Below are 20,569 nucleotides of genomic sequence, written 5' to 3' on the forward strand. Positions count from 1 at the left end.
GTTAGCGCCCCTGAGCTGTCCGATTCCCAGCATCCGAGCACCCGTCTCCCCTACTCTTGCTCCATGACGCCGCGAAACGCCCCCGAGCCTGAGGACGTCGGCGAGCTGCTCACCGAGCCGGCCGCCGACCTCCCGCCCGCCGACGCCGCGGTGAAGGCGGACGACTCCCGCGGTCCGCTGCTCCCGAACATCCCGCTGCTGGACGCCTCCCCGGCCTTCCCGGCCGAGCTCAAGCCCACCTGGCGCGGCTGGATCCACGCCGGCACGTTCCCGGTCACGATCGCCGCGGGCATCGTGCTGATCAGTCTGGCGCAGGGCGCCCCCGCCAAGTGGGCGTCCGCGGTGTTCATGCTCACCTCGATGCTGCTGTTCGGCAACTCGGCGCTCTACCACCGTTTCAACTGGCGGCCGCGCACGAAGGTCGTCCTCAAGCGCATCGACCACGCCAACATCTTCCTGCTGATCGCGGGCACCTACACGCCGCTCGCCGTGCTCGCCCTCCCGCCGCAGAAGGGGATCGTGCTGCTCTGCGTCGTCTGGGCCGGCGCGCTGCTCGGCATCGGCTTCCGGGTGTTCTGGATCACGGCGCCGCGCTGGCTGTACGTGCCGCTCTACCTGCTGCTCGGCTGGGCGGCGATGATGTACATAGTCGACCTGGTGAACGCCAACGTGGCGATGATGGTGCTGGTCTGCGTCGGCGGCATCCTGTACACGATCGGCGCGGTCATCTACGGGATCAAGAAGCCGAACCCGTTCCCCGGGGTGTTCGGGTTCCATGAGATCTTCCACACCCTGACGGTGCTGGCGTTCGTCTGCCACTGGACGGCGGTGCTGCTGATCGCGCTGCATCCCGCCTACAACGGCTGACGCCGCCGCTCGCAGGAGCGGTCAGGGCCGGGAGTCGCCGTCCGCGTCGTCCTGCTGCGCGCCGTTCTCCGCGTCCAGCTTCTCCGCGATCTCCGCGCGGTACCGCACCCGGCGGATCCGCCGCGTCATGTCGAGGATCAGCAGCACCGCCGCGACCGCGATCAGGAAGGTGACCGCGAAGCCGACCACGCCGGGCGTGACCGCGTCGTCGCTCGGTCCGGAGGTCGGCGACGGGGTGGGCGTCGCGGCCAGCCAGATGCCCGCCTTCAGCAGCAGCTCCCCCATCACACGGCCTCCACGGACACAGTGGACAGGTCGCTCTGACGCATGGCGGGCTCCGCTTTCGGATCGGGTGGTTCGGGAGGCGCGAAGCGATTCACAGCTTCGTCTCCTAGTCTTGTCTCAGCCTACCGTCGCACCGACGGCGGCCCTGAACGAAGCCCCTGAGAGGCGGACGGCGAGGAGATGGCACGCGTGACCGAGGCGCCGTCCAAGACCCTCGAATCCCGCTACGGACGCACCCCGAAGCGCCGCCGCCGCGACCGCTGGCTGCTGATCGGCGGCGCCGTCGCCGTCCTCGCCGTGGTGACCGCGTGGGTGTTCTGGGCGGGCTGGGACAACAACCAGGCCGACCTGCAGACCACCGACACCGCGTACGTGATCCCCGACGCCCACCATGTGCGGATCACCTTCACCATCAACGCCCAGCCCGGCACCGGCGTCACCTGCGCGATTCAGGCGCTCAACCAGGACTACGCGATCGTGGGCTGGCGGATCGTGAGCTATCCCGGAGCCGATTCCCGTGTGACGACTCACACCGAGACGATCCGGACCATCTCGCAGAGCAACACCGGTTTGATTAACACCTGCTGGCTGACCTAACATTCTCTGGATACGCCCCGGCCGAGGCCGGGGCGTCTACTTATACCCACCGGCTTCCAGCCGGCCGTCAGCCGAAGCGGCGAATGCCGCCCAGGCGCGAAGGAGTTCATCATGTCCCAGGAGTCTCAGGTCACCTTTCTGACCCAGGACGCGTACGACCGTCTCTCGGCCGAACTCGAGGAGCTCAGCGTCAACGGCCGCAACGAGATCGCGAAGCGCATCGAGGCGGCCCGCGAGGAGGGCGACCTCAAGGAGAACGGCGGCTACCACGCCGCCAAGGACGAGCAGGGCAAGATCGAGGCCCGCATCGTGCAGCTCACCAACCTGCTGCGCAGCGCCACGGTCGGCGAGGCCCCGCAGAGCCACGGCGTCGTGGAGCCCGGCACCGTCATCACCGCGACCATCGCGGGCGACGAGAGCGTCTTCCTGATCGGCAACCGCGAGATCGCGGCCGGCAGCGAGCTCCCCGTCTACAGCGAGCAGAGCCCGCTCGGCTCCGCCATCCTCGGCCTCAAGGTCGGCGACAAGACCGAGTACACCGCGCCCAACGGCCGCCAGATCCCGGTGTCCATCTCCAAGGTCGACACCTACGCCGGCAACTGACCGCCGGGTAGGCGCGACAGCAGTCGAGACCGCCGGGTACGCAGCTCCTTCTGCGGACTCGGCGGTTTCTGCTATTCCTCTTCGAGCACGGGGTCGTAGCCGGCGGAGCGCAGCGCCTGGATGACCTGCTGGCGGTGCTCGGTGCCGCGCGTCTCGATCGAGACGTCGAGCTCCACCTGGCTGAGCTGGAGGCCGTTGCCGTGCCGCGTGTGCAGCACCTCCACCACGTTGGCGTTGACGCCGGCGAGGATCTCGGCGATGCGCGCGAGCTGCCCCGGCCGGTCCGGGAGCATGATCGAGAGCCGCAGGTAGCGGTCCGAGGCCGCGAGGCCGTGGGCGATGACGCGCTGCATCAGCAGCGGGTCGATGTTGCCGCCGGAGAGGATCGCGACGACCGGCGCGGACGGGTCGTCCACCGGGATGAGTCCCGCGAGGATCGCGGCGACGCCGACCGCACCGGCCGGCTCCACCACCAGCTTCGCGCGCTCCAGCAGCACCAGCAGCGCGCGGGCGATGTCGTCCTCGGTGACCGTGACCACGGCGTCCACCGCGTCCCGGATGATCTCGAAGTTGAGGATGCCGGGCCGGCTGACCGCGATGCCGTCGGCGATGGTCCCGACGACGGCGATCTCGGTCGGCTCCCCCGCCGCGAGCGACGCCGGGTAGGCGGCGGCGTTGGCCGCCTGCACGCCGATCACGCGGACGGTGCGCCCCTCGCGGGCCGCGCGCTGCTTGACCGCGCTGGCCACGCCGGAGATGAGCCCGCCGCCGCCGATCGGCACGACGATGGTCTGCACGTCCGGCACGTCGTCGAGGATCTCCAGGCCCAGGGTGCCCTGCCCGGCGACGACGTCCGCGTGGTCGAACGGCGGGATGAGCACCGCGCCCGTCTCTGCGGCGAAGTCGGCGGCGGCTCGGAGGGTCTCGTCGACGATGCTGCCGCTGAGCACGACGTCCGCGCCGTACGCGCGCGTCGCCTGGAACTTGGGGATGGCCACGCCGACCGGCATGAAGATCGTGGCGTGGATGCCGAGCTCGCGGGCGGCGAAGGCGACGCCCTGTGCGTGGTTGCCCGCGGAGGCGGCGACCACGCCGCGCGCCCGCTCCTCCGCGTTCAGTTTGGAGAGCCGGTGGTACGCCCCGCGGATCTTGTACGAGCCGGTGCGCTGCAGGTTCTCGCACTTGAGGATGACCGGAGCGCCGAGCACGTCGGTGAGGTACCGGGAGGTCTCCAGCGGTGTCGGCTGGGCGACCCGGGCCACGATCGCGCGCGCAGCCTCGATCTCGTCGAGGCCGGGGCCTGCGAACGGGGTGCGCGTCGGATCGGTCGCGGTATCCACTCGCACAGCCTACTCGGGGTCATATACCGCTGAATGAATGCGACGGACTGCTACGCGCGCGTGCGCCGGACGCGCGGAACGGTCTCCCAGATCGCGCCCTCCGGAGCCGCGGTGGCCTCCGGCGGCCTCGATCGCCAGACGCCGGACGACACGTAGTGCACCATCACGTTGAGCACCGCGACGAACGGCACGGCGAACAGCGCGCCGGGGATGCCGGCCAGCAGCGACCCCGCCGCGACCGCCAGCACGACAGCGAGCGGGTGCACCTTCACCGCGGTGCCCATGATCAGTGGCTGGAGGACGTGACCCTCGATCTGCTGCACCAGCAGCACGACCGCGAGCATGATGAGCGCGAAGACCCAGCCCTTGAAGATGAGCGCGACGAACACCGCGAGCGCGCCCGTGAGCACGGCGCCGACGATCGGGATGAACGACCCGAGGAACACCAGCACCGCGATCGGGAGCACCAGCGGCAGCCCGAGGAAGAAGGCTCCGAGGCCGATCCCGAGCGCGTCGATGGAGGCCACGAGCACCTGCACCTTCGCGAAGTTCCGGAGGGTCAGCCAGCCGGCCTGGCCCGCCCCGTCCACCGCGGCCCGCGCGTTCTTCGGGAAGATCCGCACGATCCAGCCCCAGATGCTGCGGCCGTCAATGAGGATGAACAGCACGCTGAAGACCGTCAGCAGCGCGCCGGTGAGCACATGGCCCAGCGTGGAGCCGATCGAGAGCGCGCCGGAGATGTAGACCTGGCTGTCCTGCTGCAGCGACGACCAGAGCGACTGGAAGGCGCCGTCGATCTGGGCCTCCGTGAGGCCGAGTGGGCCGGTCGTCAGCCAGCTGCGGAACTGGCCGAACGCCGCCACCGACTGCGTCTGGAGGTCGTGGCTCTCCCGGGTGACCTGCCAGATCGCCACATAGAACAGCCCGCCGACGACCACGACCAGCGTCAGCAGCGTTGCGACGATCGCCAGCCAGCGCGGCCAGCGATGGCGGACTAGGACGTCCTTGAACGGCACCAGCAGCGCGGCGAGGAGCACCGCGACCAGCACGGGGACGACGATCAGCCGCAGCTGGACGATGAGGAAGACGACGACCGCTATCACGGCGCCGATGACGAGCAGCCGCCACGACCAGGCCCCGGCCAGGCGCACGCCGTGCGGCAGCGACGCGTCGACGGGGGCGACCTCCTGGACAGGGTGCTGGAGGTCGCGCCGGCGCTTCAGGAAGCGCGCCCGGGCCGGCGGGACGGACGGATTCTGCGCTGCCGGAGCGTCGCTCTCTGCCATGCCCGCCAGTCTAGGTGCGCGGCCCGGCGCATCCTGAAGGATCGCTCAGAAACGCCGGGCCGCTTCATGCTCAGGGCTCGAACACCAGCGGCGGGTGCTCGATGGAGGTGGAGAACCACTGCCAGCCGGGCCCGGAGGACGTCTGCTGGATCGAGGCGTAGGTCACCTGTCCCGGCGGGACGTTGTTGAGGCCGACCGAGACGGAGACGTTCCCGTTCACGGTCCTCACGCCGGCTCCGGTCACGCTGCCCGCGCCGGCGTAACCGCCGACCGTGAGCGAGACCGGTCCGCTCGTGGCGATGAGGAACTCGACGACGTAGCTCGCGACGGCCGTCGCGCCGTACGCTCCCGGGTCGAAATGGACGGAGACGCCCGGACCGCCCGACGGGACCTGCCGGAAGCTGAACGACGCGTACGGCGTGCCGGTCGTGTCCGTCTGCATGATGTCGGACGCGATCAGCGTCAGGTTGGTGCGGCCTCTGCCGACCGTGTGGGTCGGGCTGATGGTGTCGATGGGGAAGAAGAAGGGCGGCCAGTGCAGGATGTCGCCGGGTCTGATCCGAGTGAGCACGTCGCTCGGCGAGAGGGTCTTCACGAATGTTGAGGGGTCGATGGCGTCCGAGTACTCGGCGTCCGCCCCCGGGACGATACCAGACATGAGCATTACTCTAGAACGTCGGCCCCGCCTCGCACACCCGTGCCTCCACTGATCTCGAGGGGCACGTAAACGCCCTTAAAACGCGGTTTTAGGGGCGTTTACGTGCCCTTCGGCGACGAGGGCGGGCGCGGACGAGGAGTGTCGGACCTTGCCGATAGGGTCGATCCGTGGTCGAACAGCTCTCCCCCGCCCTCGCGCGCCGCATCGCGCTCGCCGCCCAGGGCTTCGGGCGCCCGCGCCCGGCCGTCGTGGGCACGCGCCAGCTCAACGGGCTCATCGCCCGCATCAACCTGCTGCAGATCGACTCGGTCAACGTGTTCGAGCGCAGCCACTACCTCCCGGCGTTCGCGCGACTCGGCGCCTACGACCGCACCCTCCTCGACCGGCTGACCTTCGACGCGCGCGGACCGCACACCGAGTACTGGGCGCACGAGGCCGCGTTCGTGCGCAAGGAGGACTGGTCGCTGTTCCGCTGGCGGATGCGCCAGTACCGCGAGCGCTACGGCACCGGCAACGCGTGGTTCGCGGCGCACGACTCCACGCTGTCCTGGCTGCGCAGCGAGCTCGCCGCCAAGGGCCCGCTCGCGGCCGGCGAGATCGAGCACGACGCCAACCGGCGCTCCGGCCCGTGGTGGGGCTGGTCGGAGGTCAAGCGCGCGCTGGAGCGGATGTTCCTGTTCGGCGAGGTCGCCATCGCCGGGCGCACGCGCTTCCAGCGCCGGTACGGGCTGGTGGAGGACGTCCTCCCGGCGCCCGTGCTCGACCGCACGGTGAGCGACGCCGACGCCATCCGCGAGCTGATGCGCCGCTCGGCCGTCGCACACGGCATCGGCACCCTCCGCGACTTCGCCGACTACTACCGGCTCAAGGGCCCGGCCGTCGCCGTGGCGATGCAGGAGCTGGAGGACGCTGGCGAGGTCATCCCGGTGCAGGTGAAGGGCTGGACCGGCGCGGGCGACCGGCCGGTCAAGGCCTGGCTGCACCGCGACGCGCGGCGGCCGCGCAGCGTCGACGCCGCCGCGCTGCTGTCGCCGTTCGACCCGGTGGTCTGGTTCCGCGACCGGGCGCTGCGGATGTTCGGCTTCCACTACCGCATCGAGATCTACACGCCCGCCCCGCAGCGGGTGTACGGCTACTACTCGCTGCCCATCCTGCTGGACGACGAGCTCGTCGGCCGCATCGACCTGAAGAGCGACCGGCAGGCGGGCGTGCTGCGGGTGCAGTCCGCGTGGACGGAGGCCGGCGACGGCGGCCGGGTGGCCGAACGCCTGGTCCCGCTGCTGGGCGAGACCGCCGCCTGGCAGGGCCTGGGCGGCGTGGAGGTCGCCCAGGGCGCGCGGGGCGATCTCGCGCCCATGCTGGCCGCGGAGCTTGCCGTGGCCGCGCCGGCGGGCGTCTGACGACTCCCTCGCGGTGCCCCCGGGTGCGGGGGTAAGGTGCGGGACATGAGTTCACCGCTGGAGTACTTGGACACCGACGGGGCCGATGAGGCCGACTACGAACAGCCCATGCGCGAGCTCTTCGCCTACCGCGACGGCGAACGCTGGGTCGACGGCTTCGTGACCGGCGTGAAACGCGGTGCGGACGGCCGCGCGCATGTCCAGTTCGACAACCGGATGTGGGTGACGACGGACGACGTGCGCGATTCCAGCCACTACATCGCCGTGCTGCTGAACCCCGACTCCACGGTCTACGCGGAGGTCATCACCGGCTACCGCGACGGCGCCCCCGCCGACCTCATCCGCGACATCGACGTGGTCGACGGCGCGAACAACGCCGGCACCGAGTGGCGACCGCTCGACGAGCGCGCCGTCGGCACCCGCGTGCGCTACCGCTACACCGGCACCGCCGAACTCGAGGCCGCCGAGGCGTAGCCTCCCCCGCACATTCGCCACGAATGTCGCGAATGGCGCCGCCAAAGCGCGCATTCGGCACGAATGTTGACGCGGGCATTCGTGCCGAATGTCGCGAATCGCGCCGCCAAAGCGCACATTCGGCACGAATGTCAGAAGGTGGAGCCCATCTTCTCGAGGCGGTCGACGCGCTCGGGGATGGGCGGGTGCGTCGAGAACAGCCGGCTCGTCAGGCTGGGCTTGAGCGGCTCCGCGATCCACAGGTGCGCCATGCTGCTGTTCTGGCGGCGCATCGGCCGGCCGTAGTCCTGCAGCTTGAGCAGCGCGCTCGCGAGCGCGTCCGGGTGCCGCGTCGTCATCGCGCCCGTCGCGTCGGCGAGGTACTCGCGCTGACGGGAGACCGCGAGCTGCACGAGCGTCGCGACCAGCGGCGCGATGATCGCGGCGACCAGGCCGAACACCAGCACGAGCGGGTTGCCGCCGCCGCCGTTGCTGTTGTTGCGGTTGTTGCCGCCGAAGAACGCCATCCGCACGAAGATGTCGGCGATGAGCCCGATGGCGACGGTGAGCCCGAAGACGATCATCGACAGCCGGATGTCGTAGTTGCGGACATGACCGAGCTCGTGCGCCATCACGCCCTCCAGCTCGGCGTCGTTCATGATGTCGAGCAGACCGGTGGTCGCGGCGACGGAGGCGTGCTGCGGGTCGCGCCCGGTGGCGAACGCGTTGGGCGCCGGGTCGTTGATGATGTAGACCGCCGGCATCTGCGTGCCGGTCGTGATCGACAGGTTCTCGACGACGTTCCAGAGCCGGGGGTTGTCGGCCTTCGTGATCGGCACCGCGCCGGACATGCTGAGCGCCTGACTGGAGGCCATGAAGTACTGGAACACGGCGTAGACGATCGCGCCGATCCCGACCCAGGCCAGGATCGCCCAGCTGTTGTAGATGACCGAGAACAGCCAGCCGAGCGCACCGATGAGGATCAGGAACAGCAGGATGATGAAGACGGTGTTGCGCTTGTTCCTGGCGATTGCCCTGTACATCGACGCCCTAGAACTGAACGCGCGGCGGCTCGGCGATCGCCGCCAGGTTGTCGACCTCGAAGAAGTCCCGCCCGGTGAAGCCGAGACGGCGGGCGAACAGGTTGTTCGGGAACACCCTGATCTTCGTGTTGAACTCGCGCACGCCGCCGTTGTAGAACCGGCGCGAGGCCTGGATCTTGTCCTCGGTGTCGACCAGGTCGGCCTGCAGGCGCAGGAAGTTCTGGCTCGCCTGCAGCTGCGGGTAGGCCTCCGCCACGGCGAAGATGCTCTTCAGCGCGGTCTGCATGTGCCCCTCGGCCACGGACGCGTCGCCCGGCGTCTGCGCCGACAGCGTCTCGGCGCGGGCCTTGGTCACCGACTCGAAGACCCCGCGCTCGTGCGCGGCGTAGCCCTTGACCGTCTCGATCAGGTTCGGGATGAGGTCGGCACGACGCTTGAGCTGCACCGTGATGTCGCTCCACGCCTCGTCCACCCGCACTTTGAGCGTGATGAGCGAGTTGTATGTTGCCCAGAAGTAGATTCCGATGATCGCGACGAGCACGACGACGATGATGACCGGAATGAGCCATTCCATTGCGGGAACTCCTAAGCGTGTATGCGCCGATCGACTGCGCTGAACAGCATCCTAACCGGGACGCATGCGCCTCCCACGGGCTTCCCATCACACTCGAAGCAACCGCAATGCGGATGGACAGCGCACCCGGTCCGGGGTGCACAATGGCACTCGTGAGTGAGCTCGCCGAACGCCGCAGGAGGGGCCGGCCGCGCAAGGAGCGCGGGGCGGCCTCCACTCGCGCGGCCATCGTGCGGGCGGCGGCCGAGGAGTTCACCGAGCGCGGCTACGAGGCGGCGTCGCTGCGCGCCGTCGCGCGCCGGGCGGGCGTCGACTCGGCGCTCGTCCACCACTACTTCGACGACAAGGCGGAGCTGTTCGCGGCCACGCTGGAGGCCCCGCTGCGGCCCGACCGGGTGCTGGACGTCGTCCTCGGGGCGCCCAGGGAGAAAGTCGGCGAGACGCTGGTGCGCTACCTGCTCACCCAGCTGGAGGACGAGCGGGCGGCCGGCCGGATGGTGCTCATCCTCCGCACGGTGCTGAGCAGCGGCCCGGGCACGCGGATGCTGCGCGAGTTCCTGACCCGCGAGGTGTTCGCCCGGCTGGCGGCGCTGACCCACGCCGACGACGCCGACCTGCGCGCCGACCTGGCCGCGTCGCAGGTCGTCGGCCTGATGATGACGCGCTACGCGCTCAAGCTCAAGCCGATCGCGACGGCCGACCCCGACGAGCTGGCGCGGCGGGTGGGGCCGGTCATCCAGTGGCATCTGTTCGGGGATATTGACGGCGGGCACGGTCCGGGCGAATAATTCATCACATGATGAATTCATCGCCGTCCGCGCCGACCGACCTCGTCGGCGACGCCGCCGTGGTCATCGACGGCCTGCGCGTGAAGCGCGGCAAGACGACCGTGCTCGACGGGCTCGACCTGCACATCCCGCGCGGTCAGGTCGTGGGCCTCCTCGGGCCGAGCGGCTGCGGCAAGACGACACTCATGCGCTCGATCGTCGGCGTCCAGCGCGTCGCCGGAGGCCGGGTGGAGGTGCTCGGCCAGCCCGCCGGCTCGAACGTCCTGCGACACAGGGTCGGCTACGTGACCCAGGCGGCGAGCGTCTACGACGACCTGACCGTGCGGCAGAACCTGGCGTACTTCCGCAGCGTGCTCGGCGCCGGCAAGGCGGACGTCGAGCGCGCCATCGAGGCGACGGACCTCGGCCCGAACGCCGGACGCCTCGTCTCGACACTCTCGGGCGGCGAGCGCAGCCGGGTCTCCCTCGCCGCAGCGCTGCTCGGCTCCCCCGATCTCCTGGTACTGGACGAGCCGACCGTCGGTCTCGACCCGCTGCTGCGCGTCGAGCTGTGGACGCTGTTCCACCGGCTCGCGGACGGCGGCACCAGCCTCCTGATCTCCAGCCACGTCATGGACGAGGCGACCCGCTGCGACCGGCTGCTGCTGATGCGGGAGGGCGCCATCCTGGCGGACACGACGCCCGAGGAGCTGCTCGCCGAGACCGGCGCAGCGGACGCGGAGGGCGCCTTCCTGACGCTGCTGCGCCGGCACCACCCGCGGCACGCGATCGGCGAAAGGGCCGAGGACGGCGACGAGGCCGAGCATGAGCAGACCGACCGCGAAGAGACCGAGCACGGGGAGGCCGCGCGATGAACCCCACCCGCACCCTCGCGACCGCCGGCCGCGTGCTCACCCAGATCCGGCACGACCCGCGCACGATCGGCCTGCTGGTGGTCGTGCCGAGCCTCCTGATCGGCCTGGTGGCCTGGATCTTCACGAACACGCCGGTGTTCGCCACGATCGGCCCGGCGATGCTGGCGCTCTTCCCGTTCGTCGTGATGTTCCTCGTGACGAGCATCACCACGCTGCGGGAGCGGCGCACCGGCACGCTGGAGCGGCTGCTGTCCATGCCGCTCGGCAAGGGCGACTTCATCCTCGGCTACACCCTCGCGTTCGGCCTGCTCGCGGTCATCCAGTCGCTGGTCGCGTCGGCGTACGCGATCTGGGTGTGCGGACTGGACGTCAAGGGCGACACCTGGCTCCTCGTCGCGGTGGCGGTGACGGACGCCGTGCTGGGCAGCACCCTGGGACTGTTCGCGAGCGCGTTCGCGCGCACCGAGTTCCAGGTGGTGCAGTTCATGCCGGTGATCGTGTTCCCGCAGATCCTGCTCGGGGGCATCTTCATCCCGCGCGACCAGCTCCCGGACGGCCTCCGCCAGATCAGCGACTGGCTGCCGCTCTCGCACGCGGTGGACGCGCTCAACGCCGTCTCCACGAACTCGCACGACGCCGCGTACATCGGCGGCCAGCTGCTCATCATCGGCGCGTTCGCCGTCGGCGCCGTCATCGTCGGCGCCCTCACCCTCCAACGCCGCACCGCCTAGCCATCCAGCCGTCTATTCCGGAGTTGTGTACGCCCGAGCACGGCGTGTTGCGTGCACAACTCCGGAAGAGATGGCTGGGGTCAGGGGCCGAGGACGCGGGTGAGGTAGGCGTTGGTGAAGCGGCGCTCGGGGTCGAGGCGGTCGCGGACGGCGAGGAAGTCGTCGAAGCGCGGGTACGCCTCGCGCAGCGACTCGGCGTCGCGGAAGTGCATCTTGCCCCAGTGCGGGCGGCCGCCGTGGGCCGTCATGATCTCTTCGACCGCGGCGAAGTACTCGCCCGGGTCCTCCCGGTAGTACCGGTGCACGGCGATGTAGCCGCTCTCCCGCCCGTGCGCCGTCGACAGCCAGTTGTCGTCGGCCGCCGCCGAGCGCACCTCGACGGGGAAGGAGATGCGCCAGCCCTTGCGCTCGATGAGTGCCTTCACCTCGGCGAGCGCGTCGGGCACGGCCTGGCGCGGGAGCGCGTACTCCATCTCGCGGAAGCGCACGCCCCGGTTGGTGACGAACACGCGCGGCGAGTGGTCGGTGAAGTCCCGGTTGCCGGTGAGCTTCTGGGCGAGCCGGCTGAACCGCGGAATGATGCCGGGCACCACCGTCCCGACCGCGCAGACGCCGCGGTAGACGCCGTTGGCGAGCAGTTCGTCGTCCAGCCAGCGGCCGGCCGCCGACAGCGGGGCGCGCGGTTCGGTGAGCGGCAGCCGGGTGTTCGTCTTCGTCAGGCCGGTCTCGGTGTGCGGGAACCAGTAGAACTCGAAGTGGTCCTCGCTCGCCGAACGCTCCAGATAGCTCTCGAGCACCTGCTGCAGCGGCTCCGGACGCTCGACCGCCTTGAGCAGGTACGCCGGGACGCACTGGACGGTGATGTCCACGATGACCCCGAGCGCGCCGAGCCCGAGGCGGACGGCGGGCAGCAGGTCGCTGTTCTCGTCCCCGCTGACGGTGAGCAGCTCGCCGGACCCGGTGACGAGGGTCACCGCGACGATCTGGGTCGCCAGGCCGCCGAAGGAGCCGCCCGTGCCGTGCGTGCCGGTGGAGGTCGCGCCCGCGATGGTCTGCCGGTCGATGTCGCCCATGTTCTGCAGCGCCAGTCCGTACGGGCGTAGCAGCCGCGGCAGCTGGTGGAGGCGCGTGCCGGCGGCCAGGCGCACCCGGCCGCGTTCGAGGTCGACGTCGAGGACGCCGCTGACGTCCTCCAGGTCGAGCAGCACGCCCGGTGCCGCGGCGATCCCGGTGAAGCTGTGCCCGGCGCCGACCGCTTTGACCCGCATCCCCTGTTTCGCCGCCGCCACGACAGCGCGCTGGACGGCTTCGGCGTCCTGCGGGCGCTCGACGCGCTGCGGGCGGATGGACTCGCTGCGTCCCCAGTTCCGCCACACGGCGCCGTTGGCCGTCACAGGAACACCTTCCCCTCGCCGCGGTAGCTCGGGACCGAGCCGGTGACCGTCGCCCGGCCCTCCACGGTGTCCACCAGGTGGAAGTCGTTCACATGCTCGCTGAGCTCGCCCGACTTCGTGTGCCGCAGCCAGACCCGGTCCCCGACGCGCAGGATGCCCGCCGCCGCGCCCGTGACCGGGGTCTGCACCTCGCCGGCCATCTCGCGGTCGACCATCGACAGCCCGGTCGGCCACTCGATCTTCGGGAGCCGGTCGGGCGCGGGAGGGCCGGAGGCGATCCAGCCGCCGCCGAGCAGCGTGGCCGTGCGCTCGTCGGGCCGGCGCACCACCGGGAGCGCGAACGACGCCGCGGGCGCAGGCCGGAAGCCGCGGTAGGTGTCGAACAGGTGGCCGCCGAACAGGCCGCTGCCCGCGGCGATCTCGGTGACGGACGGGTCGGAGGCCGTGAACTCGAGCGAACCGGTGCCTCCGCCGTTCACGAAGGCCAGGTCCGCGATCGCGCGCACGGCGGCCACGGCCTCCCCGCGGCGGGCGATCAGCTCCTCGCGCGAGCTCTTCTGCATCCAGCGCAGCGTCGCGCCCCACGCCGGACGCCCGGGCGGGTTGTCGCCCTGCCCGGCGATCTGGGCCTCGTAGCCCATCATCCCCACCAGCGCGAAGCCGGGACGCCGCACGATCGCCTCCGCCACCGCGCGCACCGTCTCGACGCTGTGCAGGGGCGAGCGGTAGACGCCGATGTGTCCGAGCACGGGGGCGTCCCAGGAGGAGTCGAGCTCCAGGCAGAGCCGGATGGTCTCCCGCTGCGCCGGAGGCACGACGGCGTCGATGAGGTCGAGGTGCGCGACCGAGTCGACCATGAGCGTGACGCGGGAGGCCAGCTCGGGCGACGCGGCCAGCCGGGCGATCGCGGCGCGGTCCACGGTCGGGTAGCCGACCACGACGTCCTCGATCGGCGCGTGCTCGGCGTCGCCCTCCGCCAGCCACAACGCCTCGGGCAGCGTGTAGGCGAGCACGCCCGCGTAGCCGGGCAGGGCGACGACGGCGTCCAGCACCGATCGCACGCGCACCGACTTGGAGGCGACTCGGATCGGCTTGCCCGCCGCGCGGCGGAGCATGTCGTGCGTGTTGTGGCGAAGCGCGGGCAGGTGCAGCACGCCGAACGCCGGGTCGAGGCGCGCGGTCGCGGCGCTCAGCGCTGGCCAGAACACGTCGGGCGTGGTCCAGGCGCGCTCGGCCGCGGCCGGTTTGCCACTCAGGTCCATCGCGGTCATCAGCGCACCGCCTTCACCCGTGCGACCGCGAGGGCGCCCGCGAACGCGAACACGGCGGAGAGCACGAACAGCCCGACGAACCCGCCGAGCGCCGCGACGATCGCCGCGCCGAACAGCGGCGCCATCGCCTGCGGCACGGCCGTCGCGATGTTCATGATGCCGAGGTCCTTGCCGCGGTTCTCCGGGTCGGGCAGCACCTGGGTCGCCAGCGCCTGGTCCACGGAGAGGAAGCAGCCGTAGCCGAGGCCGAGCAGACCCGCCGCGATCATCGCGACCGACAGCTCCGGCACGAACGCCAGCAGCAGCGCGGCGACGCCCTGCAGCGCCGAGGAGACGAAGACGAACGCCTTGCGCCTCCCGAGCCGGTCCGAGAGCCGGCCGAGCGCGAGCGAGGCGATGATGACGAACACCATGTAGATGAGGATCAGGACGAGGAGGTCGTCGTCGGCGTGCTTGTCGTGCAGCCCGAACTCCAGGAAGTACAGCAGCAGCGACGTCCCGAACGCGTTGCCGAAGTTCACCAGCACCCGGCTCAGCAGGGTCCAGCCGAAGTCGGGATGTTCACGCGGGCTGATCCAGAGGCCTTCGACGATCCCGCGGAAGGTCATCCGCTCGCGCAGGTGCGGCGGCAGCACCGCGTCTGGGAGGAACAGGAACGGCAGCACGAGCAGCACCAGCAGCACGGCCATCGCGGTGTAGCCGACCAGGGCGCCGACGAACACGTAGGTGACGAGCGAGACGCCGAGGATGATCCCGATCGCCTGCGGCGCGCTGATCCAGCCGGAGACGTAGCCGCGCTGGTCGACCGGGACCTGGTCGGAGATCGTCGCGGTCAGCGCCGCGGTGAGCACGCAGAACCCGGTGAGCGCGAGCGACCAGAAGACGCCGATCCCGACCATCGTCGTCTGCAGGCCGAGCAGCACGAGCGAGACGGCGAACAGCGCCGCTCCCCCGGCGATCCACGGGCGTCGGCGGCCGAAACGGCTGGTGGTGCGGTCGGACAGCGCGCCGGTCAGCGGGTACGCGACGATCGCGCAGACCCCGGAGATGCCGGAGATGATGCCGAAGGCGACGACGTTGTCGACCCAGTAGCTCGTGTGCAGCTGCGCCTGCACTTGGTCGGGCAGCAGCTTCTGGATGGGCGCGAGCTGCGCCATCCACACGCCCAGCCAGGCGACGGCGAAGGCGGCGATCCAGCGGCCGGGGACGCGGCGGGTGGGTTCGGCGAAGACGGCCGGGGTCGAGGTGTGGGTCATCGGGGCACCTGTGTTCGGGTCGTCGGCGGGGATCGAGCTGGCGGTCATCGGGCACCTGCGTTCGGGTGGAGGGCGGAGGGGACAGGGTGCGGGGCGTCGGCGAGCGCGGCGAGCGCGTCGGCGGCGAAGTCCAGGCCGCGCTCGGCCGCGGCGTCGTCGCGGGTCACCAGCCAGGCGATGGTGAGGCCGTCGGTGAGGGTCACCAGCAGCCGGGCGACCTCGGCGACGGGGAGGCTCCACCTGCTGCCGGTCAGCGCGGCGGCGTCGCGCGCGGCCCGTTCGGCGAGCTCGTAGTACCGGTCGTACTGGCGGCGGGCGAGCGGCGCGAAGCCGGGCTCGCGGAGCGCCCACTGGGTCAGCTCGAACATCGCCTTCTCGCGGTCGGGGTCGGCCCGCACGCCGTCGAGGTAGTGCTGGAGGCCCGAGCGGATCGCGGCGCGCAGCTCCAGCGGCGCGGTCGCGGGGTCGAGCGCGGGCTCCAGGTCGGTCTGCTCCCCCGCCACCACGGTGCTCACCAGTTCGGCCATCAGCTCGTCGCGGGAGGCGAAGACATAGTGGAAGCTGGCCAGCGGCATCCCGGCCTCGGCGACGATGCGCCGGGTGGTGGCCGCGGCCACGCCGTCCCGCGCGATCACCCGCAGGGCCGCCTGCACCAGTGAGGCGCGCCGTGCTGCCGGGGCGATGCGCGTCATCGGAGCTCCTCACGGTGCCGTCGCGCGTCGTCGCGCGAAGTGGGACAGTTGACCCACTTGTCAGTATGCCGTAAATCCGGCCGGGTGGTTTGACAGGAGGCGTGTCCTGCCCCTCAAATGGGGTGGAATGCGGGTATTTACGTCGGACGTGTCTCCACCAGTCCGGCCCAGGGGGGCGACCGGGCTGGTCCGCGCTGTGCTGTCCGGATTCGTGGTCGCCGCACTCGCCTTCGCGGTCGGGTCGATCGCGGGGCTCGCACCGCCGGCGTCGGCGCAGACCGCCGGCAGCGCCACCGCCGCCGCCGCCGTGTCCCGCACCATTCCCCTCCGCACAGCACCCGCGGACGTCGGTCCGTCACTCGCAGACGCGACCGCACCCGCCGACAACTCCGCACCGGCCGACACGCCGACCCCGACACCGACGCCGGGGGCGCCGACACTCGACCCGCTGCCGAGCGGCCTGGTCACGACCTTCCCGCTGACCGTCTCCGGAACCGCCGACCCCGGCGACATCGTCGACGTCTCCGGAGGCTCCTCGGCGAGCGCCGCCGGCTCCTGCACCGTGACCGCCGCGGCCGACGGGACCTTCCGCTGCGCCCTGCAGCGTCTCCCGGACGGACCGGGCGTGCCGGTGCGCGCCGTCTCCCGCTCCAGCGGACTCGCCGCCAGCGGGCGCGTCGACGTGCTCTCCCCGCCGACCATCGTCGCGGCGCCGGGCGGGGCCAGCAGCGGCGGCGTCCGCGGCACGGCCTACCCCGGCGCCTCGGTGACCGTGACCGCCGAGACCGGCGCCACCTGCACCTTCCCGGCGGACAGTGCGGGCAACTGGGGCTGCGTCCTCCCGGGGCTCGGCAACGGCCGGCACACGGTCACCGCCACCCAGGTGGCCCCGTTCTCGTCCACGCGATCGGCGCGGAGCCCGGCCATGAGCGTCGTGGTCGACACCGTCGCCCCGGCGGCGCCGACCATCAGCTCGCCCGCGCCCGGCACGACGGTCGCCGCGGGCGGGACGATCGGGTTCGGGGGTGCCGGCGAGCCGGGCGCCACCGTCACCGTCTACGCCAGCACGTCCACGGGCACGACCGTGGCCTGCACCGCGACGGTCAGCGGCGGCGCGTGGTCCTGCGCCGCGACGCTCCCCGTGGGCAGCTACGTGGCCTCCGCCCTGCAGCGCGACGCCGCGGGGAACGTGAGCGCGGGCAGCAACCCCGTCGCGGTCACCGTGGAGGCCGCCGGCGGCGCGACCTCGCCGCCGCAGAACCAGGCCACTCCCGCGCCGAAGCCGGCCCCGGCGCCCGCCGTGCCGCCGTCGAGCCCGGCCCCGCCCGCCGCCCCGGCCGCGCCGACGCACCCCGACACGAAGGGCTGGACCTCCACCCCGTTCACGACCGCCTCGGCGCCGGTCGTCACCGCGGCGTCCGTGCCCGGCTGGCTGCGCTCGGTCGGGCTGGCGGTCGCCGCGCTGCTGCTGCTCGTGCTCCCTGCCCGGCTGCTCGTCGTGTCGCTGGCGCGCCCGCGGGAGCAGCGGGCGGCGCGCACCTCCATCTTCGGCCGGAACCGGGCGGCCGGCGAGCTCGGCGAGGCGGACGCCCTGCTCGGCGGGCGTGCGGCTGCCGGCGCGGATGTCTCCGGCGGCGGAGGGCACGCCGCTCCCGATGGTGCGGGCGCGGTGGGCACGCAACCGGTCTGGCTCGCGCCGCTCGTCGGCATCTCCGCGGCGGCGCTCGTGACGCTGTCCACCTCCGTGCACGACGCCGCGGCGTACGTCCGCCTCCTCGTCGCCGTCGCGCTCGCGATCACCGCGGTCAATGCGATCTGGGTGCTCTCGGCGCGCGGCATGACCCGGCACCTCGGGGTGGCGTTGGCGCGGACCGTCGTGCGGCCCGGCCTCCTCGTCGCCGTCGCGGCCGCCGCGATCGGCTCACGCCTGCTCGACCTGGAGCCCGCGCTGCTGTTCGGCCTGGTGCTCGGGGCGGTGCTCCCGGAGGGGCTGGGCCGCGTCGAACGCGGCCGGACCGCCGCCGTCCAGCTCTCGGCGGTCGCCGCCTTCGGTGTGCTGGCGTGGCTGATCGTCGGCATCCTCCCGACGCCGTCCGGCGCGCTGTCGGCGTTCCTCGTGGAGCTGGTGAACGCCGTGTCTCTCGTCGCGATCGGCTCGACCGCCATCGCGCTGCTGCCGTTCGGCCGCCTCGCCGGGCGCGCTGTCCTGCAGTGGTCGCGGCCGCTCTGGCTGTCGATGGCGCTCGTCGTCTACACCGTGCTGTTCGCGCTGCTGCTGCCCGTGTCGTCGCTGGCCCAGACCGGGGCGGGCGTCGTCACCGTCGTGGTCGCCGCGGTCGTGTTCGCCGCGGTGGGGCTGTCGGTGTGGCTGTGGGAGCGGTACGTGGAGCCCGCGCGCTGACGCGTGGACTCCCGCACGCTCAGACCGCGGCGACGTAGAACCAGTCGCCGCCCTCCCGGACGAACCGGGACACCTCGTGCAGGCTGCCGCGCTCAGCGCCCTTGTAGTAGGCGGTGAACGCGACGACGCCGTCCGTGTCGAACGGGCCTCCCCGCTGGGTGGACTCGACGTCCAGCCGGTACCAGCGCAGCCCGTCGTCGAGGTCGAGGGCCTCCGGGCGCGTGGACGGGTGCCAGCTGCGCAGCAGGTAGGCGGCGTCCCCGAGAGCGAACGCGCTGAACCGGGACCGCATCAACCGCTCGGCGGTCGGGGCCGGCGCCCCGGCGTGCAGCGGACCGCAGCAGTTCGCGTACGTCTCGCCGCTCCCGCAGGGGCATCGTGTGTCGGTCACCCGGCGAGCCTAGCCGAGGCGCCGCAGACATAAAGGACCCGGCTGGAGCCTTACGTCGGGGGATCTCGGGCTCCAGCCGGGTCGGAGGACACCTCACCAGAAAGGGTGTCGGCACCCAGTCTGCACGGCGCGGGTGGGTGCACCCTTGGGGCGGCCTGAGGGACCTCTCAGCGCGATTCCCCGCCGATGTCGCGGTGGCGACACGAGGCACGCCCGGCCCGGACACGTATATGGTTGGTCGCATGGAAGGCGTGCTCATCGGATTCATCTGGACGGTCATCATCGTCGGCGGCGCACTCGCGTTAGGCGCCATCGTCCAGATGGTGAAGTCGCCCTACCGCGACCGCTGACGTCGAGCCGCTACCGCGGACGGATCGCCCCTATAGCCCAATTGGCAGAGGCAGGCGACTTAAAATCGCCCGAGTGTGGGTTCGAGTCCCACTGGGGGCACCATGCTAGTCGGCCCGCTTTCCCTTGAAGACACTGGGATCGCGGGCCTTTTGCATGTCGCCGTTGGGCGCCGAACCCCACGAAAACCCCACACTTTGCTCGCGGGCAGCTGCGTCGAGGGTCATGGCCGAGGAGGCGTGACCGAGCATCCGCCGCACGGCTTTGTTGGTAACTATTCCTTCGGGATTCTGGCGAACCCGTAGGCGGGCGACGGCCCTTGTCTGGGCAGACCTCCGGGAACGGCAGCAACACTACGACCGACGTGGTAGGGAGCGTAAGGCGCCCCGCACAGCCCTTCTGGACGCGTGTCCACGGCGCTAGTTTGCGGAGCCGATGTCCGAGGATCCGTACACGCGATCGCCTCCCGAGAAGGTCGCATCGAGGATGCTCATCGTCATATCTTCCAGGCGGTCGACACGCTCGCAGACGCCATCAAGGCGCTCGCGCGGCAGGTCGCTCAGCAGCGCAGACGGCCGGACCGGGCCAGGCCCTCATTCCCAGTTGGCGGCCACACCAAGAGGTTTCGCAGGGTTGCCGCCCACGATCTCACCCGCATCCACATCCCTTGTCACCACGGACCCGGCCGCGATCACCGCACCGTCACCGATGCGGACACCTTTGAGGATCATGGACCCGGTGCCGACGAGGACGTGCCGGCCGAGCTGGATGGGGGCCGTATGCGCGAGCGCGTCCCCGTTGGGTCGGGTGATCCGGTGGAAGTCAGTGTCCATGAGTTGCACTTCCCATGAGATGCGCGTGCCGTCACCGATGGTGAGGTTGCTCTCGACGTTGACGGTTGAGCGTGGCCCGATTTTGCTGCCGTGTGCCATGGTGAGTGTCGCGCCTGCTCCAACCCAGATGCGCGTGTCTTTTGCTATGTGGCTGCCGCGAGCGAGGTTGTATGCACCTGGGCCGGTGAGTTTGACTCGGGCGCCGATTCGTGCGCCGGGGTGTCCTCGGAATACGCCGCGGGCAATTTCGGTGTACCGGCGGATTGGGTGAGCGTGTCTCATGTTTGAAACCATACCCCCGGTTTAATTCAACCCGTCCACCGCGCCATCACCAGTGCAACTCTCGGGTTCGAGTCCCACTGGGGGCACCATGTGACGCCGCGCTGACGCGTGCCGCTACCGCAGGAAGACACGTCTGAAGCTCCTTCGGAGGGGGCTTCTGAAGGAGATTTCCGGGCGGGTCTGCCGCATCCTCCTGCGCGAGCGGGGCGCCGGGGAACGCAG

The 20,569-nt window shown here is 71.2% G+C and carries 21 protein-coding genes and 1 tRNA gene; 10 read left to right on the forward strand and 12 right to left on the reverse strand.

The genetic code is table 11. The features are described 5' to 3' along the window. Nucleotides 1-63: 63 nt before the first annotated feature. Nucleotides 64-867, forward strand: a complete 804-nt coding sequence (locus tag ACFRFH_RS18585) for a hemolysin III family protein (RefSeq protein ID WP_382464473.1) — start codon at nucleotides 64-66, stop codon at nucleotides 865-867. Between the two features lie 21 nt (nucleotides 868-888). Here the strand turns inward: ACFRFH_RS18585 and ACFRFH_RS18590 are convergent, their stop codons facing one another. After that, complete coding sequence (locus ACFRFH_RS18590; protein WP_382464474.1) at nucleotides 889-1,152, reverse strand: hypothetical protein; 264 nt, start codon at nucleotides 1,150-1,152, stop codon at nucleotides 889-891. A gap of 189 nt (nucleotides 1,153-1,341) precedes the next feature. On the opposite strand from ACFRFH_RS18590, the gene ACFRFH_RS18595 reads away from it, so the two are divergent. After that, entirely contained in the window at nucleotides 1,342-1,749 is a 408-nt protein-coding gene (locus ACFRFH_RS18595) for a DUF4307 domain-containing protein (protein ID WP_382464475.1), read from the forward strand. A 111-nt stretch (nucleotides 1,750-1,860) separates the two neighbouring features. Next, nucleotides 1,861-2,352 carry a transcription elongation factor GreA gene (gene greA, locus ACFRFH_RS18600; protein WP_382464476.1) on the forward strand — a complete coding sequence of 164 codons (492 nt, stop codon included), beginning with the start codon at nucleotides 1,861-1,863 and terminating at the stop codon, nucleotides 2,350-2,352. Nucleotides 2,353-2,423: 71 nt separating this feature from the next. Here greA and ilvA read toward each other — a convergent pair whose 3' ends face one another. The 3 genes from ilvA to ACFRFH_RS18615 all read right to left on the reverse strand — a co-directional run bounded on the left by ilvA (nucleotide 2,424) and on the right by ACFRFH_RS18615 (nucleotide 5,636). Continuing rightward, complete coding sequence (gene ilvA, locus ACFRFH_RS18605) at nucleotides 2,424-3,692, reverse strand: threonine ammonia-lyase (RefSeq protein WP_382464477.1); 1,269 nt, start codon at nucleotides 3,690-3,692, stop codon at nucleotides 2,424-2,426. A 50-nt stretch (nucleotides 3,693-3,742) separates the two neighbouring features. Next, nucleotides 3,743-4,978, reverse strand: coding sequence for an AI-2E family transporter (locus tag ACFRFH_RS18610; RefSeq protein ID WP_382464478.1), 1,236 nt, complete (start codon nucleotides 4,976-4,978; stop codon nucleotides 3,743-3,745). 70 nt (nucleotides 4,979-5,048) lie between these two features. Next, nucleotides 5,049-5,636 (reverse strand): hypothetical protein, encoded by a 588-nt coding sequence (locus tag ACFRFH_RS18615; RefSeq protein ID WP_382464479.1) that lies wholly within the window; start codon nucleotides 5,634-5,636, stop codon nucleotides 5,049-5,051. A 167-nt stretch (nucleotides 5,637-5,803) separates the two neighbouring features. Here ACFRFH_RS18615 and ACFRFH_RS18620 point away from each other — a divergent pair, with 167 nt between their 5' ends. Both ACFRFH_RS18620 and ACFRFH_RS18625 read left to right on the forward strand, forming a co-directional pair. After that, complete coding sequence (locus tag ACFRFH_RS18620; RefSeq protein WP_382464480.1) at nucleotides 5,804-7,036, forward strand: winged helix-turn-helix domain-containing protein; 1,233 nt, start codon at nucleotides 5,804-5,806, stop codon at nucleotides 7,034-7,036. A gap of 45 nt (nucleotides 7,037-7,081) precedes the next feature. Next, nucleotides 7,082-7,510 carry a hypothetical protein gene (locus tag ACFRFH_RS18625; protein WP_382464481.1) on the forward strand — a complete coding sequence of 143 codons (429 nt, stop codon included), beginning with the start codon at nucleotides 7,082-7,084 and terminating at the stop codon, nucleotides 7,508-7,510. 131 nt (nucleotides 7,511-7,641) lie between these two features. Here the strand turns inward: ACFRFH_RS18625 and ACFRFH_RS18630 are convergent, their stop codons facing one another. Both ACFRFH_RS18630 and ACFRFH_RS18635 read right to left on the reverse strand, forming a co-directional pair. Beyond that, a complete protein-coding gene (locus ACFRFH_RS18630) occupies nucleotides 7,642-8,532 on the reverse strand; it encodes a M48 family metalloprotease (protein WP_382464482.1) in 891 nt (296 codons plus the stop codon). A 7-nt stretch (nucleotides 8,533-8,539) separates the two neighbouring features. Then, complete coding sequence (locus tag ACFRFH_RS18635; protein ID WP_382464483.1) at nucleotides 8,540-9,106, reverse strand: LemA family protein; 567 nt, start codon at nucleotides 9,104-9,106, stop codon at nucleotides 8,540-8,542. A gap of 152 nt (nucleotides 9,107-9,258) precedes the next feature. Here ACFRFH_RS18635 and ACFRFH_RS18640 point away from each other — a divergent pair, with 152 nt between their 5' ends. Genes ACFRFH_RS18640 through ACFRFH_RS18650 form a run of 3 tightly spaced genes read left to right on the forward strand, consistent with a single transcriptional unit; the run spans nucleotide 9,259 to nucleotide 11,479 of the window. Further along, nucleotides 9,259-9,894 (forward strand): TetR family transcriptional regulator, encoded by a 636-nt coding sequence (locus ACFRFH_RS18640; RefSeq protein WP_382464484.1) that lies wholly within the window; start codon nucleotides 9,259-9,261, stop codon nucleotides 9,892-9,894. An 8-nt stretch (nucleotides 9,895-9,902) separates the two neighbouring features. Then, a complete protein-coding gene (locus ACFRFH_RS18645; protein WP_382464485.1) occupies nucleotides 9,903-10,748 on the forward strand; it encodes an ABC transporter ATP-binding protein in 846 nt (281 codons plus the stop codon). Next, complete coding sequence (locus ACFRFH_RS18650) at nucleotides 10,745-11,479, forward strand: ABC transporter permease (RefSeq protein WP_382464486.1); 735 nt, start codon at nucleotides 10,745-10,747, stop codon at nucleotides 11,477-11,479. The genes ACFRFH_RS18645 and ACFRFH_RS18650 overlap by 4 nt, the downstream gene beginning before the upstream one ends. Nucleotides 11,480-11,559: 80 nt before the next feature. Here the strand turns inward: ACFRFH_RS18650 and ACFRFH_RS18655 are convergent, their stop codons facing one another. Genes ACFRFH_RS18655 through ACFRFH_RS18670 form a run of 4 tightly spaced genes read right to left on the reverse strand, consistent with a single transcriptional unit; the run spans nucleotide 11,560 to nucleotide 16,092 of the window. Continuing rightward, the gene (locus tag ACFRFH_RS18655; protein WP_382464487.1) at nucleotides 11,560-12,873 is read right to left on the reverse strand and encodes a D-arabinono-1,4-lactone oxidase; all 1,314 of its coding nucleotides are present in this window, start codon (nucleotides 12,871-12,873) and stop codon (nucleotides 11,560-11,562) included. Beyond that, complete coding sequence (locus ACFRFH_RS18660) at nucleotides 12,870-14,144, reverse strand: amino acid deaminase/aldolase (RefSeq protein WP_382464488.1); 1,275 nt, start codon at nucleotides 14,142-14,144, stop codon at nucleotides 12,870-12,872. Before ACFRFH_RS18660 ends, ACFRFH_RS18655 begins: the two co-directional genes overlap by 4 nt. After that, complete coding sequence (locus ACFRFH_RS18665) at nucleotides 14,144-15,448, reverse strand: MFS transporter (protein ID WP_382464489.1); 1,305 nt, start codon at nucleotides 15,446-15,448, stop codon at nucleotides 14,144-14,146. Before ACFRFH_RS18665 ends, ACFRFH_RS18660 begins: the two co-directional genes overlap by 1 nt. After that, nucleotides 15,445-16,092: a TetR/AcrR family transcriptional regulator gene (locus tag ACFRFH_RS18670; protein ID WP_382464490.1), complete on the reverse strand. Its 648-nt coding sequence runs from the start codon at nucleotides 16,090-16,092 to the stop codon at nucleotides 15,445-15,447. Before ACFRFH_RS18670 ends, ACFRFH_RS18665 begins: the two co-directional genes overlap by 4 nt. Before the next feature lie 148 nt (nucleotides 16,093-16,240). Between ACFRFH_RS18670 and ACFRFH_RS18675 the strand changes: the two genes are divergently transcribed. Then, on the forward strand, nucleotides 16,241-18,493 hold the full coding sequence (locus ACFRFH_RS18675) for a hypothetical protein (RefSeq protein ID WP_382464491.1): 2,253 nt from the start codon (nucleotides 16,241-16,243) through the stop codon (nucleotides 18,491-18,493). Between the two features lie 19 nt (nucleotides 18,494-18,512). Here ACFRFH_RS18675 and ACFRFH_RS18680 read toward each other — a convergent pair whose 3' ends face one another. Continuing rightward, nucleotides 18,513-18,884 (reverse strand): YchJ family protein, encoded by a 372-nt coding sequence (locus ACFRFH_RS18680; RefSeq protein WP_382464492.1) that lies wholly within the window; start codon nucleotides 18,882-18,884, stop codon nucleotides 18,513-18,515. A 376-nt stretch (nucleotides 18,885-19,260) separates the two neighbouring features. Between ACFRFH_RS18680 and ACFRFH_RS18685 the strand changes: the two genes are divergently transcribed. Further along, nucleotides 19,261-19,337: transfer RNA gene (locus ACFRFH_RS18685), tRNA-Leu, on the forward strand. A 488-nt stretch (nucleotides 19,338-19,825) separates the two neighbouring features. Here ACFRFH_RS18685 and ACFRFH_RS18690 read toward each other — a convergent pair. Next, entirely contained in the window at nucleotides 19,826-20,164 is a 339-nt protein-coding gene (locus tag ACFRFH_RS18690) for an acyltransferase (protein ID WP_382464493.1), read from the reverse strand. Between the last annotated feature and the right edge of the window lie 405 nt (nucleotides 20,165-20,569).

Origin of the sequence: Leifsonia sp. NPDC056824 (genome assembly GCF_042789575.1) — a bacterium.
Lineage (GTDB): Bacteria > Actinomycetota > Actinomycetes > Actinomycetales > Microbacteriaceae > Leifsonia.

Bases quoted from the DNA above. Each gene is read 5' to 3' on its own strand.
- ACFRFH_RS18585 (WP_382464473.1), top strand. From the start codon at position 64: ATGACGCCGCGAAACGCCCCCGAGCCTGAGGACGTCGGCGAGCTGCTC.
- ACFRFH_RS18590 (WP_382464474.1), bottom strand. From the start codon at position 1,152: ATGGGGGAGCTGCTGCTGAAGGCGGGCATCTGGCTGGCCGCGACGCCC.
- greA (WP_382464476.1), top strand. From the start codon at position 1,861: ATGTCCCAGGAGTCTCAGGTCACCTTTCTGACCCAGGACGCGTACGAC.
- ACFRFH_RS18610 (WP_382464478.1), bottom strand. From the start codon at position 4,978: ATGGCAGAGAGCGACGCTCCGGCAGCGCAGAATCCGTCCGTCCCGCCG.
- ACFRFH_RS18615 (WP_382464479.1), bottom strand. From the start codon at position 5,636: ATGTCTGGTATCGTCCCGGGGGCGGACGCCGAGTACTCGGACGCCATC.
- ACFRFH_RS18625 (WP_382464481.1), top strand. From the start codon at position 7,082: ATGAGTTCACCGCTGGAGTACTTGGACACCGACGGGGCCGATGAGGCC.
- ACFRFH_RS18630 (WP_382464482.1), bottom strand. From the start codon at position 8,532: ATGTACAGGGCAATCGCCAGGAACAAGCGCAACACCGTCTTCATCATC.
- ACFRFH_RS18635 (WP_382464483.1), bottom strand. From the start codon at position 9,106: ATGGAATGGCTCATTCCGGTCATCATCGTCGTCGTGCTCGTCGCGATC.
- ACFRFH_RS18645 (WP_382464485.1), top strand. From the start codon at position 9,903: ATGATGAATTCATCGCCGTCCGCGCCGACCGACCTCGTCGGCGACGCC.
- ACFRFH_RS18650 (WP_382464486.1), top strand. From the start codon at position 10,745: ATGAACCCCACCCGCACCCTCGCGACCGCCGGCCGCGTGCTCACCCAG.
- ACFRFH_RS18660 (WP_382464488.1), bottom strand. From the start codon at position 14,144: ATGACCGCGATGGACCTGAGTGGCAAACCGGCCGCGGCCGAGCGCGCC.
- ACFRFH_RS18665 (WP_382464489.1), bottom strand. From the start codon at position 15,448: ATGACCGCCAGCTCGATCCCCGCCGACGACCCGAACACAGGTGCCCCG.
- ACFRFH_RS18670 (WP_382464490.1), bottom strand. From the start codon at position 16,092: ATGACGCGCATCGCCCCGGCAGCACGGCGCGCCTCACTGGTGCAGGCG.
- ACFRFH_RS18690 (WP_382464493.1), bottom strand. From the start codon at position 20,164: ATGGCACACGGCAGCAAAATCGGGCCACGCTCAACCGTCAACGTCGAG.